Below are 14,523 nucleotides of genomic sequence, written 5' to 3'. Positions count from 1 at the left end.
TCACCCCGGACTGGTTCCGGGGTCCACGGTCCCGCGAACCAAACTCTATCGAATGTGCGGCACCGTGGATGCCGGAACGAGCCCGGCATGACGAACTACGAGGTACGCCTGTCGTTCGAGACCGATCGAGACCCGGGTTATTCCGAGGCAGGATCACGAACGGTGCCGGCAGGCGTCCGTCCAGCAATCAAATCCTGATAACACCCTTGAGCCTCGGGCGCCGGCCCACGCCGCGCCGGCAAAGCCTTGACCCGGATCACCCGCACCCGCTCCTCCACCGCAAACGTCAGCACATTCCCAACCCGCACCGGGCAATGCGCACGATCGATCGGGCGCCCATCAATGCGGAGGTGGCCCCGCTCGGCGATCGCCTGCGCGGCGCTCCGCGTCTTGGCCAGCCGCACGAACCACAGGAACCGATCGATCCGCATCGCGCCTTCACCCATGGCGGACCAGTGCAGCGAGTCCGGCAAAGGCGTTCTGCCGCGACGGATCGATCGGCGTCGGCGCCACGGCACGCGCCGGCGGACGACCACGCCACACCCACCGCGGCGCATCCCCCGCCAGCGCCTTGAACCCGAGTTCGGCCATCAACCGCTCCAGCGACGCCGCATCGACGCCGATCGAAGTCGCCAGCGCCGGATCGGGCGCGAACGGCGTCCGCCCCTGGCGCGAATCGTGCGCCGCCCGGGCGATCCGCTCGATCAGGTCGACCCGCACCGCCTGCAGCCCGAGCGGACGGAACCCCGCCTCAAGAACCGCACCCTCGCTGCCACGCGCCAGCACCGTAGCGCCATCACGCGGAGCGGTGATCGTCACCCCGCGGGCCGCCGCGAGGATACGCCGCCACCGCGCCGACTCGGGCTTGAGCAACCGCGCATCGAACAGATCGAGCGCCCCGACCGTGATCCCGATCTTGCGCAACCGCTTGCGCTCCTCGGGATCGATCGCGTCGAGCGCGAGCCGCATCGGCAACCGTGGCAGGATCCCGCCGGCCTCCTCGATCGCACTGGCAACCGCCCGCAACGCCGGCGTGGCGTTGGGATCGCGGCTCACCTCAGCGAGATGGACCAGCACCGCGATCCGCCGCTTCAGCATCGCGCCAAGCCAAAGCGCCAGCCGCGCCTCAATCCGATCGCGCGCCGGCTTGTCGAGGCAGTCGAGCGACCGATCGAGCACCAGTTTCGGCCGAGCGAACGACGGCCCCGCCGCCAGCCGAGCCACCGCATGCCCCGCCCAGATCACCTGCGCCGCATCGTCGAGCGCGATATCCGCGTCCGGCGCATCGACCAGCGACTGCCCACGCCGCGAGCGCTCGCCGGTCAGCCGCTTTTCCGCCGCCGCCAGCAACAGCCGCTTATCGCTCGCCCGCGCATCCGCCGCCACCGTGAACCGGAACCCGTCGAGGCGACCGATCGAATGATCCTCGACCATCACCTCGCCTTCGGGACCGATCACCACCGGCAACGCGCCCGCATCCGCGCCGATCTGGCGCATCAACGCAGTCGTGCGCTTGTCGACGAACCGCTGCGTCAGGCTGGCATGCAACGCATCCGACAGGCGTTCTTCAAGCGCGGCGGTACGCGCCGCCCACAGCGTCGGCTCCGCGAGCCAATCGGCGCGCTGTGCGATATACGCCCAGATCCGCGTCGCCGCGATCCGCCCGGCGATCACCGGCACGTCGCCCGCCACCGTATCGAGCCGCGCGATCTCGTCCGCGAACCACTGGTGCGGGATATGCCCCCGCCCCTCGCTGAGATGCCCGAACACGCGCGACACGAACCGCGCATGCGGATCGAGCCCGACTTTCCGGAAATCGGGCAAGCCACACGCCGCCCACAACCGCGCAACCATCGCCGGATGCCGCGCCCGCTCGCGCACCCAACCCTCCTCCGCCAACCGCTTCAATACGCCGAGATCGAGCGCTTGTGGCGCAGCGCGCAGGACACCGGCGGGCGGACGCGCTTCGAGACTGGCCACCAGGGCGTCGATGCTGGAGAAATCGGGCTCGCCCTGCCGCCAATAGAGGCTTTCGAGGCGCGGAAACCGATGCTCCTCGATCGCCAGCACTTCCTCAGGCAGGAACGCGCCGGGGCCATCGTCCGACAGCGCGCCGAACGTGCCGTCGCGCTGGTGTCGCCCCGCACGCCCCGCGATCTGCGCCATCTCCGCCACCGTCAGCCGACGCTGGCGCTTGCCGTCGAACTTGTTGAGACTGGCGAACGCGACATGCGCGACGTCCATGTTGAGCCCCATCCCGATCGCATCGGTGGCGACCAGATAATCGACCTCGCCCGCCTGAAACATCGCCACCTGCGCATTGCGGGTCCGAGGGCTGAGCGCCCCCATCACGACCGCGGCACCACCGCGCAGACGCCGCAACATCTCGGCGACCGCGTACACTTCCTCCGCCGAGAACGCGACGATCGCCGACCGCTTCGGCAGCCGGCTGATCTTCTTCGCGCCTGCATAGGTCAGCGTCGAGAAGCGCGGCCGGTTGACGATCTCCGCGTCGGGAACGAGCTTCTTGATCATCGGCCGCAACGCCTCCGAGCCGAGGATCATCGTCTCCTCCCGTCCCCGCGCGCGGAGCAATCGGTCAGTGAAAACGTGACCGCGCTCCGGATCGGCGCCCAGTTGCGCTTCGTCGATCCCGACAAAGGCAACGTCGCGATCGGGCATCGATTCGGCGGTACACAGGAACCAGCGTGCATCGGGCGGCACGATCTTCTCTTCGCCGGTCACCAGCGCAACGCGGTTAGCGCCCTTGATCGCGACCACCCGGTCGTAAACCTCGCGCGCAAGCAGTCTCAGCGGAAAGCCGATCATGCCACTGGAATGCGCGCACATCCGCTCGATCGCGAGGTGCGTCTTGCCCGTGTTGGTCGGGCCGAGGACCGCGGTCACGCCAGCGGAGACATCGTCGCTCATGGCCGACAACATCGGGGGTAAAGCGGGCGTGCGCAATGACCTGCGCGCAATTGCGTCGCCGGACGCCCCGCAGAGTCGGTCGGGTCGAGGCAGGCGCGCGTTGACCATCCCGGCCGACACGCTAGGCCGGGACCATGGCAAAACCCGACCGCCTCGCCCGCCTCGACGCCCAGCGCGAGGATCTCGAAACCGACTATCGCGCGACCCTGATCGCGGCGCTGGAAAAGACCGCCGCCGGTTCGCTCGGCCTGTTCGACCGCACGCCAGACCGCCGCGTCCGCGCCGCGATCGCGCCGACGATCGACGCGCTCACCGAGATGGGCGACGACATCGCCGCGATGCGCGATCGCCTGATGATGGAGCCGTTCGCGCTCCACGCCGACTTCTTCGCCGCGCGCGGCCCGGTCAGCGCCAGCGCGGTCGGCGAACAGAAGGAAGCGCGGTTGTGGCTCGACCGGCTGACCGCCCCGTCATCCTGACGAAAGTCAGGACCCAGAGCCAAAGACGATAGCGCTCGTCACCCTGGGTCCTGACTTTCGTGAGGATGACGGGTGTGGGACGACGCTACCTCCAAACAGCCCGCGCCTACCCCTCGAACCGCCACCCGACATTGGTCCCCGCGAGGAACGGCACCACCGCCGTCTCCCCCGCCCCGATCGACGCCGGCACCTCGGCATCGCCGCGCACCAACGTCACCGTCCCTTCGTTCAACGGCAACCCGTAGAACCGCGCGCCATGCTCGGACGCGAACCCCTCGAACCTGTCGAGCGCGCCCTCCTCGTCGAACACCCGCGCGTAGGCCTCCAGCGCGAACGGCGCATTGAAGATCCCGGCGCACCCGCACCCGGACTCCTTCGCCCCGACGACATGCGGCGCGCTATCCGTCCCTAGGAAAAACCGCGGCGATCCCGACACCGCCGCCGCGCGCACCGCGAGCCGATGCGTCTCGCGCTTCAGCACCGGCAGGCAGTAAGCGTGTGGCCTGAGCCCACCATCGAACAGCGCGTTGCGGTTGATCATCAGGTGCTGCGGCGTGATCGTCGCGCCGATCGGATGATCCGCCTCGGCCACGAACGCCGCCGCCTCCGCGGTCGTGATATGCTCCAGCACGATCTTCAGCCCCGGATACTCACGCACCAGCGGCGTCAGCACGCGCTCGACGAACACCGCCTCGCGGTCGAAGATATCGATCGACTTGTCGGTCACCTCGCCGTGGATCAGCAGCGGCATGCCGATCCGCTGCAACGTCTCGAGCACGGCCGTCAGCGCGCGGATATCGGTGACGCCGTGCGCCGAATTGGTCGTCGCATGCGCGGGGTACAGCTTGCACGCGGCGAACACGCCCTCGGCATAGCCACGCTCGAGCTCGGCCGGATCGGTGCCGTCGGTGAGATAATACGTCATCAGCGGCGTGAAGGTCGTCCCCGCGCCCAACGCGGCCATGATCCGCTCGCGATAGGCCTTTGCGGCGTCGATCGAGGTCACCGGTGGCGTCAGGTTAGGCATGATGATCGCGCGCGCGAACTGCCGCGCGGTATGCCCCGCCACCGCCTCCAGCATCGCGCCGTCGCGCAGGTGGACATGCCAGTCGTCGGGGCGGCGGATCGTGAGGCGCTCGGTCATGCCGCCCTCCTATCGGCGCACGCGCGGAGATGCCAGCCGCCCCCCGCGTCAAATCCGGCCGCGCTTGGAAATCGCCCCACGCGCACTAGGTGGTAAGGATGGACCAGCCCACCCCCGCAACGACGCCCCCCACGATGCTCGCAGACCGCAGCGTGATCCGCGTCTCCGGCGAAGACGTTCGCGGCTTCCTGCAAGGGCTGGTCACCGCCGACACCGCATTGCTCACCCCCGACACACCCGCCTGGGCCGCGTTGCTGTCGCCGCAAGGCAAGGTGCTGTTCGACTTCATCCTCTGGGCGGACGGCGACGACGTGCTGATCGACGTCGAGGCAACTCAGGCCGAGGCACTCACGAAGCGCCTGACACTCTACCGCCTGCGTCGCGCGATCACGCTCCAATCCGACGAAACGAAGGTCCACTGGTCCCCGACCGGAAACCAGGGCGTCCCCGACCCGCGCCTCGCGGCACTCGGCCACCGCTGGCTCGGCCCAGCCGGCGCACCGGCAACCGGCTGGCACACGCATCGCCTTTCGCTTGGCGTCACCGAAGGCATCGCCGAACTCGGCAATGGCGAAACGCTGTGGCTCGAATGCAACGCGCGTGAGCTGAACGGCGTCAGCTTCACCAAGGGGTGCTATGTCGGCCAGGAGAACACCGCGCGCATGCACCACCGGTCGAAGGTCAACCGCCGCCTCGTCGTCGCCCCCTTCACCGAACCAAGTGCCCGCACCCGCGTCACCTACCCCGATCGCGGTCTGATGATCGAACACCGCCGCGTCGAGGCGCTCGGCGACGCGCTGATCCCCGACTGGCTCGCGGCCGCCTTGGCCGAAGGCGCCCCGACGACGGTATAACGCCTCACTTTGCGTCGCATGTGCCTGCAGGAAGATGCGTTCACGCGAAGGCGCAAAGCGGTCCTGAGCTTCGCCGAAGGGGCGCGAAGATCTTAGCCCCCGACGAAACTGCTCGACCGTCCACGATCGGACAATCGGCGCAGTCATTCTAAAAGGCCCGTGCAATAGCAGGCAACGCTGCCCCGCCCGAACCCTCTTCGCGCCTTTTGCGCCTTTGCGTGAACACATCGACGCTTCGCTGAGCACCGCCAGTCGATCAGGTCGGAAGTCAGAGAGTTTGTTCGCGCAGAGGCGCGGAGGCGCGGAGAGTTTCCGCTTGAGAATGTGGTGGCACGTCGGCCGATCAGGTTGCTGAAGGGCGAAGCCGATACTCGAAAGCGGCATTCGCGGACGCGCTCTCTCGGAACGATCAATCTCCGCGCCTCCGCGCCTCCGCGCGAAAAGAATCGACACCTACCAAATCCAAGAAACCCGCGGCTCAAACCCCGCTCGCGCAAAGCACAAAAGAAAAGGGAGGCCGGCTTGCGCCAACCTCCCCGATCTTCATTCCGTAACCGACCCGAGGGCCGATTGGCGAAAGTCTTACTGGCCCGAACCCGGACCGTAGGTGACTTCCACGCGACGGTTCTGCACTTCGCGAACGCCATCGGCGGTCTCGACGCGCGGACGGCTCTCGCCGAATGCTTCCGTCGAGATGACGCTGTCCGGGATGGCATGCGAAGACAGGTATGCCTTCACGCCATCTGCGCGGCGCTGCGACAGACCAACGTTGTACGAAGCCGAACCCGACTTGTCCGCGTGACCTGCGAGCATGACCTGTGCGTTGCCGCACGACTGGTACTGCGTGATCGCGTTGTCGAGGATCGACGCTGCCTCTGGCGTGATGTCCGACTTGTCCCATTCGAAGAACACGATGAACGGACCAGGCGAGCAGACCACTTCGACCGGCGCCGGCGGCGGCGGAGGAGGCGGGGGAGGCGGCGGCGGCGGCGGCGGCGGCGGCGGCGGAGCAGCAGGCTCGCCGAAGTTGTACGTCACACCACCAAGGATGCTGTGCGAACGGAAGCGACCGTCGAACACGCGGTTCGAAACGTCGACCAGCTTGACGTTCTCGGCGTTGAAGAAACGATACTTCAGCGTCGCGTCGATGTGATCGGTCAGCGGTGCACGGATACCGGCCAGGCCCTGATACGCGAACACGGTGTCCGAGTCGTTCAGGAAATCGCCGTTGTTGTTGAGTGCGTACTGCGCCTTGACGCGAGCAACACCAACACCACCGCCGATAAAGCCCTGGATGCCATCGTCCGGACCGAAGTCCAGAAGGCCGTTCAGCATGAAGCTGAGAGCCGACGACGAGCCACCGGCGTTGTCGTAGTTACCAGTGATCGCGTTACCGCGTGCACCGGTCGGACCGAACACAGGCGTGGTCGTGGTCGACGAGTAGCCGTCCACGGTTGCCTTGCGGTAGCCGACTTCGGTTTCGAGGCGGAAACCGCCAAAGTCGTAGCCCATTACGGCGTCGACATCGTAACCATAGTCATGATCGACCGAACCGGCATTGTTCAATGCGCCGATATCATAGTCGATGTCTTCAACGATCATCGCACCGCCTTCGACGCCTACGTACCACGACTTATCGCGGGCGAGGGCGGGAGTGGCGAGTGCGGTGGAGGCGAGTGCCAGAACGACGGCAAGCTTCCGCATACTAATCCCCTTTCATGAGTGTCACACGGACATCGCAAACTCCCTATCCTCGGGGTTGTTTCCACGCAAGTTCACAAATGTTGGATGTGTTGCCGGAACGACACAGTTTTTGGGGTGTTTCAGCCGCCAATCAACCCGTGGCCGCGTAAACAGCCCAATATGGCGAAAATCGCGGTCCTGGTCTGCGCGTCGACGACGGTGCCGCCGGTGGGATCGGGAATCGCCGCCCGGCGCGGCCCGACAACGTCGACTCCGCCGATCGATACACGCGATCCGGCCAGCACGCCCAGCGTCCACGCCCCGCCGCCGAACCGCGCGACCTGCCCGTCGGTCACGCTCCACACCGCCATCCCGTCGCGCGGAGCCACGAACCGCCACCCGCCGCTCGTCCAGCCCGCGATCGCCTGCGCCTGCCCAGCCCAGCCGCCGGTCGGCGCGGCGCCGACGATCCACGCGTTCCCAGCCACCGGGTTCGCCGGCGGCGCTTCGGTTCCCACCGCCAGCACGCTCGCCTGTACCGCCAGGTCGAGCAGCGCGAGCGCCTCGTTATGCGTCGTTTCCTTCTGCGCCTGTCCGGGCTGCAACAACGGCAATGCCAGCCGCGATGTCATGTCGTCGCTCATCATTCGTTCCCCCGTTCGATTTTCAGGCCCGTTCGGTTTTTTAGGCCTGTTCGATTTTCAAGCCCGTTCGATTTCAGGCCGGTACGATCAGGTCCGCCGCCAGCGACTCGCCGAAGACGCCGCGCTGCCGGACCGCCACGCTGGCAGAGGCGGCACGCTCGGCCGCGGTCACCGCCACGAACGGGACGGCCATCTCGACCTCGCGTGCGGTTCCCCCGGCGGTGACCGTCACCCGGTACGCCTCGACCTCCTCGGACAGCGGCGCATCGACGCCATCGATCCAGCGCCACCCCGCCCTGCTGCGCCGAGTCCACTTCACCGTCGCGCTCCCGTCCGCTTCGGCAAAGGATCCCAGATGCACCGGCGATGGCGGCACCACCGACGCTCCCCGCATCACGCACCGCGTCTCGACCGGGGTGGCATCACCCACCCCCGAGGCCATCACGCGCACCTCACGCCCGAGCACCGACAGCGGCAGGTCGAACGTCCGCGCCGCCTCCGCTTGAAGCAGCACGAACCGATCCTCAGCGACCTGCAAGCCGATGGCAGCCTCGCTCCCCCGCCGCCCCCGAAGCAACCCGCTCAACCGCCACCGTGCGCCACCCAAAGGTTCCGCCCGCGCGAACTGGACGAGTTCATCGCCGACCAGCGCCAGGTTTACACCCCGATCGAGCGCCGCCGCATCCGCATCGCCCAGTTCCATGTCCGCATGCGCCAGGACGATCTCGAACACCCCCCGACGGTCGACCAGAGTCGCTGGCGCCCCCGACGCTACGACCGCGATCGTCCCCAGCACCGCAGGCGCAGCCGTCGCTCCGGCCGCCACCCAACTCACCCCGTCATCCACACTGTAGAGCAGAGCCGCCTGCCGCCACGCCGCCCCCGAGCCGGCCGCAACCACCGTCATCCGCGGCGCGCGCAACGGCGTCTCCTCCAACCCCGGAACCTCGAACGCGCGCAGGATCGTCGCCCCGACGACCGCATCGACCGCCCCCGAAACCCGTCCGCTCGTCGCGGTCGCCGGCAGCGACGCCGCCACCAGCGGCACCAGCCCCAGGGTCGTCACCATCCCCTCGATACTGACGTCGGCCACCCGCCACACGCCGCCCTCGCCGGCAACCGTCACGCAAGCCCCGGGCGCAATCGCCATCGCCCCAAACCCCGCCGCTACGGTCCGACGCACCCGCCCAGCCTCGGCCCGAGCGAGCATCGCCTCCGCCACCGTCTTCGCCGCCCCAGCCTCCAGCACCGCCGGCACCTCGACCGACAGGTCGCGCACGCCGGCTCCCGGCCGCCGCGCCCGCTGCACCCCCGCCTGGTAATCCCGCGCCGCGTCATAATAGCCGACCGTCACCGTCCGCGGCACGGTCTCGATCGCCGCCACAGCCCGAGCCCGCCGCACGCCCTTCCCCGAAACCGCAAACCCCTCATCGGCCACGGCGACGGTCGCCCCCGCCGCGTCCCGCATCAACAGCCCCGCCCCAGCAGGCGCAAACCAGGCCCCGCCAGCCTGCCCCAACATCTCGAGCACCGCCCGAACGCTCCCGCCCGATGCCGCAAACCCGCCCACCGCCAGCGAGGCGGCCCCCGAGACCTCCACCGCCAGCGCCTTCGCGATCGTCGACACCAGCACCACGCCCTCGTCCGCAATCACCTCGAACGTCAGCGAAGGGATCCGATTCCCGAAATCCGCCAGCTGCAACATCTCGAACACCGCGTAGGCGCACCCGCGATATGCCGGCGACGCCCCTTCGGCGGACGCGATCAAGGGATCCACCGCCTGATCCTCGCCCCCCAGATGCAACCGAAACCCGGTCGCCGTCTTGAAGTCACCCGCCGCCCCGCGCAGCAGCTTCCCCTCCGCCCAGATCCGCCCCACGCCGAGCACGGCGCGCGCCGACAACAGCACCGCGAACGACGCCGCATAGGAGTAGGTCGAGGTGCTCGGCTGCCCCTTGCCGCCGCGCGACGTCGAGCGACTCTCGATCAGGTCGGTCGCCCAGATCACCGTCCCCGCCACGCGCATCGTCCCGAACAGCTTCGGAATCTGCGCCCCGTAAGACGACGTCTGCACCGCCAGCTCGACCAGCCGCGGCCCCTCCTTCCGCGTGCCGAAGAGCGTATGATCCACCGACTGCCCGATCAGCGCGCCGATCGCGCCGCCAATCGGCCCGCCCACGGCAGTCCCCACCGCGGTCAATACCAAGGTCGCCATGTCACACCCCCACCCGCCAAACACCGATCAGCGGCCAAGGCGGCATCCCCGGCCGCTCCACCACGCGCCGCAGACCCGCATCCGCATGCACGAACCCGCCCGCGGTCCTGATCCCCAGATGAATCTGCCCCGGCCCCACCGCCATCAGCAGCACGTCGCCCGGCTCGGCCTCGGCGACCCGCACCAGCACCCGATCGAGCAAGCCCCAATCGCCACCCCGCAGCGAATACCCGCTCGGAACCTCGCCAAGATAACCCCCGGCCCGCAAGGCCAGCGCGACCACCCCGACACAATCGAGCCCGTCCGCCCCCCGCCCATGCAACCGAAACCGCGTCCCAACCGCGGCCAGGGCAGCCTCCGCAATCCGGCTCAAGCCCCGGGATACCGGGTAAGCAGATCGATCCCCGGCAAAAACGGCTCCCCCCGAAAATTCACCGTATTCCCGAACCGCCCCGCACAGGTGGCGAGGCTCTTGTCGCACCCCTCGACGACCTCGACCAGCACCCCCGCCTCGACCACGAACGCCGGCACCGCGCGCAACGTAACCGCCACCCCGACACCCCGCGCCACAGCACTCTCCAACCCACAATTCGCACCCCCGAACCAGCGCAACAGCCCGCCCCCCAGTCCCTCCGCGCTGGAATCCAGCGTCACCACAGCCCCCAAGCAAGCGACCACCCGGGCAAACCGCCGCCGCCCCGCCATCGCCACCCGACACCGCCGATCCCCCAGCTCCGCGCGACATTCCGGCGACGTCTCCTCGACCACCGGCCGGTCCAGCGCCGCACTCGCCCCCCGCAATTCCGCGGTGAACCCGTCATCCCCCAGCTCGACCGCCCCGATCACGCCCTCACCCAACTCCACCCGAAAAGCCGGATCGGTCCAGTCCACCGCAAACAGCACCACCCGGGCGCCATCCCAGCGCCCCGCCAACAAATCCCGCTCCCCAATCGCGGCGCTCGTCAAAGCCCCCGCCACATCCATGGTATCCGCCTCCAGCCCATCGGCCCGCTGGATCGCCGACGGCGTCATCCCCGGCGCCGCCCGGTGCACCAGCCCGTCCACCACCAGATCCCGGTCATGCGCGGTCAAGCCGACCGCCACCCCATCCCGCCGCTCGATCCGCCAACACAGCGCGATCGTCGCCAGCTCAGCATCCAGAAACATGAGCGCCTCCTCTGAAAGGATATCCTCTCCCCTCCGGGGATAGGGAGGGGCCCGCGCGCCCTTTGTGCGTGGGAGGGTGAGGGGCGTGAGGCTCAGGACCAGAATCCCAACCACCCCTCACCCTCCCGTCGCCAAGAGGCTCCTCCCTCCCTCTCCCCAACGGGGAGAGGGAAAATCACGCCTCCCGCACCTCGACCAAAGGCACACTCGCCGCCACCCCAGCCAGAAACGTAGCTCTCGCCACGCTCAACCGATCCTCGGCAAACCGCACCGGCACATCGAACGCAAAACCCGCAGTCACCACAGCCCCAAGAGCCGGCGCCACATCCAGCACCACCCACCCCCCAGCCTCCACGGAAAACGCCGCAGTTCCAACGCCCCCCAAAGCCACCGAAACGCTCCCAGCAACCGGCCGAGTAATCCGCCGCGCCGCCGCCCCGTAAGACTTCACCAGGGCAAACCGCCGAGCCACCCCATCGCCGACCCCAACAGCCTCCCCGACAGCGTCGAAGTCGAAAGGATCCCGCAACCGAAACCCCCGAGCCGCCCCCATCCGCGCCCGAAAGAACGCGAGCAGCACCCCGATATCCGCCTCGCTCCGCAACCCCGGCCCGACATCATACGACGTCCGAGCCTCGGCCCACGCCGCGTTGCGCGCCTCCCGCCCGCCCGCGCTGGTCAGGATCGCGGTGGAGAACCCCGGCGCCACTTCCGCCTCGCGCCCCAGCGCCAGCGGGAACAGCACGTCATCGAACGCATCCACGGCATCCTCCTGTTCGGTATCGAAATGCACGAACCCGTCCCGCATCACCTGCGGCAGAGCCCAGAGGAACGTCTCCGCCACCCCCCGCCCCCGAGCCACTTCGGCCGCAGCCTCGATCAGCCCCCACTGCACAGCCTGGTCGGGTCGCAACACGAACCCCGAAAGATAATGCTGCCGTTCGACCGGATACCCCAGCCGCGCCAACGCCACCGCCACGCCGTCCGCGGACGACGCGGTATCCCCTGCCGTCACCCAGTCGTAATCCTCCAGCTGCAGCACATCGAACGCCGGGCTGGCCCACCCCACCGGCATGTTCGCGCGCTTCGCCTCGGGCGCGGCTGCATCCAGCACGGTCGGCAGATACGTCAGCAGATGCGACACGCAGCCCGGTGCTTCCGATCTGGCGGCAGCCACCAGCGCAGCAGTCGACGCCGCCAGACACGCGCCCGCGGCCTCCAGCGTCGCCCGCTGCGCCACCGTCTTCGTCCCCCGAATGCTAGCCATCGCCACCGGCACGAACGCCGCCACCGCGCTCGCATCGTACAGGCAGGGTCGGCCGTCCGGCATCACCCACCACCAGGGCTCGCCGACCTGGAACTTCGCCGCCAGCCCCGCCGCCACCGCGATCCCCAGGAAAGCCCGCGCCACTGCCTGCAGATACCCCATCGCCCCGCCATGCGCCGGCGACAGCAACGTCGACGGCGGCTCCCATCCGGTCAGCGCCGGCGCCCCATCGGCGGCGCGCTGCTTCCAGTCGTTCCAGCAGTGCGCGTCGAACAGCTCGTAACTCAGCGACCAGATCACGTCATAGCCAAGCGCCTTCGCCCGCCCCGCAAAATCCCGATGCCACGCCGCACACGCCGCGTTCAGCACGCCCCCGGCCAGCGAAACGTAAAACCCGCCCCCAGCCCCCTCGAGCCGGAAATAATGGCTCATCCCGACATACTGCGTGATGCTCCCCCGATACCCGAGATGCAGCGCATTCCGCAGCACCCTTGCCGGCGTCAGGTTATAACTATCGTCATACCCGCCAGCGATCCGCACCCCATGCTCGGGCACGACGGCATCGCCGATCGCCAGCACCGCCCCCGGCCCCTCGCAGACGAGATCGGTCCACTCGACCCACCCTTCGCGCGGCGCAGCCAGGGCCACGTCCACCCCAGAATACTCAGGCGGCACCACCGACACGAACATCCGGTCGATATCCCCCGCCCACACCGGATCGCTATCCTCGGGCAGTTCGAACCCGCCAACCATCGCCGCGAAATCGAGCGAGACCACCGCATCCTCCGGCGTCCCCACCGCATAATTCCACAACCGCACATACCAGGACCGAGCCACCCCCGCCGCATCCCGCCCCTCGATCGTCAAGGTAGGGCCATTGATAGCGTCCAGCGCCATCACCCCCGAAGACCGCCACCGAAACCGCAGCCGACAGTCCCGAAAATCCCGAGACGTCTCATACTGCAACAAAGGATGATCGAAGCGGTCGACCGCCTCCCAGATCACCCCCGCCAGATCGTCCGCCTTATAAAACACCGCATCCATCCGCAGCGACGCGGGGCCGGTCGTCACAACCGAAGCCATCATCGGCCGAGGAAAATCCACCGTCCAAAACCGAGGATCGAACCGAGAAACAAGCCCCTCGACCTGCACAGTCCGCCCCGAGCAAAGCCAATGCGCCATAATATCCTCCTAATTCCCTCTCCCCTACGGGGAGAGGGAGGGGCCCGCGCGCCCTTGCGCGTGGGAGGGAGAGGGGCGTGAGGCCCGCGCGCTCTCCCACCCACTCCGTCACCCCGGACTTGTTCCGGGGTCCACGGCTCCGCGAAACAACGGCCGATAATCAAGCCCAACGGTGGATGCCGGAACAAGGCTCTCCTGAGCGTAGCCGAAGGGCCCGGCATGACGGGGCCGCGGCTCTATTCCACCGCCAAAGCCGCCTTCACCGCCCGCGCCACCTGCCGACTAGACTGCGCCAACACCCCGGGCGCACTGCCCCCAGCAGCATTGACGGTGATCGCCACCCGCACCTCCCGAGCCCCGCCGCCGCCAGTCGCAACGACCTGCCCGCTCGAGGTAGGCACGAAGACCTCCGCCCCCCGCTCGCCAACAACATAAGCCCGCCCCGGAGACACCGGCCCGCCGGTCGCCCGCCCAGGCAACCCACCGACCAACCCGGCCAACGCCCCACTCAAACCCCCAGCACTCAACACCGACTGCACCCCAGCCTTCAAAGCCGCCGAAGCAATCGCATCCAGCGCCGACAGAGCCACCCCCTTCAGCTCCTCGAACCCCAGCTTCCCCGACCGCACTGCGCGCAACAGCCCCACCTCCAACCGAAGCGCAGCCCGCTCCGCCCCGCTTCCGAGAACGCCCTCCAACTCCCCCCGCATCGCCTCGACATCACGCGAAAACCCGGCCGTATCCGCCCGAACGCTCACCAAAGCCGCATCAAGATCATCCATCAGGAAAAGCCCCCCTCAACCGCGCGATCGTCAAGGCATCCGGCGGCGCCGCAACGTCGCCCACCAAAGCCCCCCCCCCCCCCGCCAATTCCGCCGGCGTAGCGCGCCAGAACACCTCCGGCCCCCACCCCAACACCGCGCCCGCAAAGCCAGCCAATCGCCCGGCGCTGTCGGA

The 14,523-nt window shown here is 68.4% G+C and carries 13 protein-coding genes; 2 read left to right on the top strand and 11 right to left on the bottom strand.

The genetic code is table 11. The annotated features are described in order from the left end of the window. Window positions 1–137: 137 nt before the first annotated feature. Window positions 138–431 carry an RNA-binding S4 domain-containing protein gene (locus tag SPHN_RS12480; RefSeq protein ID WP_248523785.1) on the bottom strand — a complete coding sequence of 98 codons (294 nt, stop codon included), beginning with the start codon at window positions 429–431 and terminating at the stop codon, window positions 138–140. A gap of 7 nt (window positions 432–438) precedes the next feature. Beyond that, the gene (locus SPHN_RS12475; RefSeq protein WP_248523783.1) at window positions 439–2,931 is read right to left on the bottom strand and encodes a helicase-related protein; all 2,493 of its coding nucleotides are present in this window, start codon (window positions 2,929–2,931) and stop codon (window positions 439–441) included. 134 nt (window positions 2,932–3,065) lie between these two features. Between SPHN_RS12475 and SPHN_RS12470 the strand changes: the two genes are divergently transcribed. Continuing rightward, window positions 3,066–3,410, top strand: coding sequence for a hypothetical protein (locus SPHN_RS12470; RefSeq protein ID WP_248523781.1), 345 nt, complete (start codon window positions 3,066–3,068; stop codon window positions 3,408–3,410). Window positions 3,411–3,516: 106 nt separating this feature from the next. Here the strand turns inward: SPHN_RS12470 and pyrC are convergent, their stop codons facing one another. Further along, window positions 3,517–4,554 carry a dihydroorotase gene (pyrC, locus tag SPHN_RS12465; protein ID WP_248523779.1) on the bottom strand — a complete coding sequence of 346 codons (1,038 nt, stop codon included), beginning with the start codon at window positions 4,552–4,554 and terminating at the stop codon, window positions 3,517–3,519. 98 nt (window positions 4,555–4,652) lie between these two features. Here pyrC and SPHN_RS12460 point away from each other — a divergent pair, with 98 nt between their 5' ends. Next, the gene (locus tag SPHN_RS12460) at window positions 4,653–5,408 is read left to right on the top strand and encodes a YgfZ/GcvT domain-containing protein (RefSeq protein WP_248523777.1); all 756 of its coding nucleotides are present in this window, start codon (window positions 4,653–4,655) and stop codon (window positions 5,406–5,408) included. Window positions 5,409–5,990: 582 nt separating this feature from the next. On the opposite strand, the gene SPHN_RS12455 is transcribed toward SPHN_RS12460, so the two are convergent. From SPHN_RS12455 to SPHN_RS18600, 8 genes are all read right to left on the bottom strand, one after another. Then, on the bottom strand, window positions 5,991–7,112 hold the full coding sequence (locus SPHN_RS12455) for an OmpA family protein (protein WP_248523775.1): 1,122 nt from the start codon (window positions 7,110–7,112) through the stop codon (window positions 5,991–5,993). A 119-nt stretch (window positions 7,113–7,231) separates the two neighbouring features. Beyond that, window positions 7,232–7,735, bottom strand: a complete 504-nt coding sequence (locus SPHN_RS12450) for a DUF2793 domain-containing protein (RefSeq protein WP_248523773.1) — start codon at window positions 7,733–7,735, stop codon at window positions 7,232–7,234. 73 nt (window positions 7,736–7,808) lie between these two features. Beyond that, window positions 7,809–9,950 carry a phage tail protein gene (locus tag SPHN_RS12445; RefSeq protein WP_248523771.1) on the bottom strand — a complete coding sequence of 714 codons (2,142 nt, stop codon included), beginning with the start codon at window positions 9,948–9,950 and terminating at the stop codon, window positions 7,809–7,811. 1 nt (window position 9,951) lies between these two features. Continuing rightward, on the bottom strand, window positions 9,952–10,323 hold the full coding sequence (locus tag SPHN_RS12440) for a C40 family peptidase (protein ID WP_248523769.1): 372 nt from the start codon (window positions 10,321–10,323) through the stop codon (window positions 9,952–9,954). Beyond that, window positions 10,320–11,138, bottom strand: a complete 819-nt coding sequence (locus SPHN_RS12435) for a DUF2163 domain-containing protein (RefSeq protein ID WP_432715093.1) — start codon at window positions 11,136–11,138, stop codon at window positions 10,320–10,322. The genes SPHN_RS12440 and SPHN_RS12435 overlap by 4 nt, the downstream gene beginning before the upstream one ends. Window positions 11,139–11,292: 154 nt before the next feature. After that, on the bottom strand, window positions 11,293–13,566 hold the full coding sequence (locus SPHN_RS12430; protein WP_248523766.1) for a DUF2460 domain-containing protein: 2,274 nt from the start codon (window positions 13,564–13,566) through the stop codon (window positions 11,293–11,295). 236 nt (window positions 13,567–13,802) lie between these two features. Then, window positions 13,803–14,351, bottom strand: coding sequence for a tail tape measure protein (locus tag SPHN_RS12425; RefSeq protein WP_248524029.1), 549 nt, complete (start codon window positions 14,349–14,351; stop codon window positions 13,803–13,805). After that, complete coding sequence (locus tag SPHN_RS18600) at window positions 14,341–14,463, bottom strand: hypothetical protein (RefSeq protein ID WP_432715092.1); 123 nt, start codon at window positions 14,461–14,463, stop codon at window positions 14,341–14,343. Before SPHN_RS18600 ends, SPHN_RS12425 begins: the two co-directional genes overlap by 11 nt. Between the last annotated feature and the right edge of the window lie 60 nt (window positions 14,464–14,523).

The organism is Sphingomonas faeni (genome assembly GCF_023195535.1).
In the GTDB taxonomy this organism is placed as follows: Bacteria; Pseudomonadota; Alphaproteobacteria; order Sphingomonadales; family Sphingomonadaceae; genus Sphingomonas; species Sphingomonas faeni_B.
The sequence above is the reverse complement of the archived record's forward strand: the minus strand, read 5'-3'. Positions and strand labels throughout refer to the sequence as shown.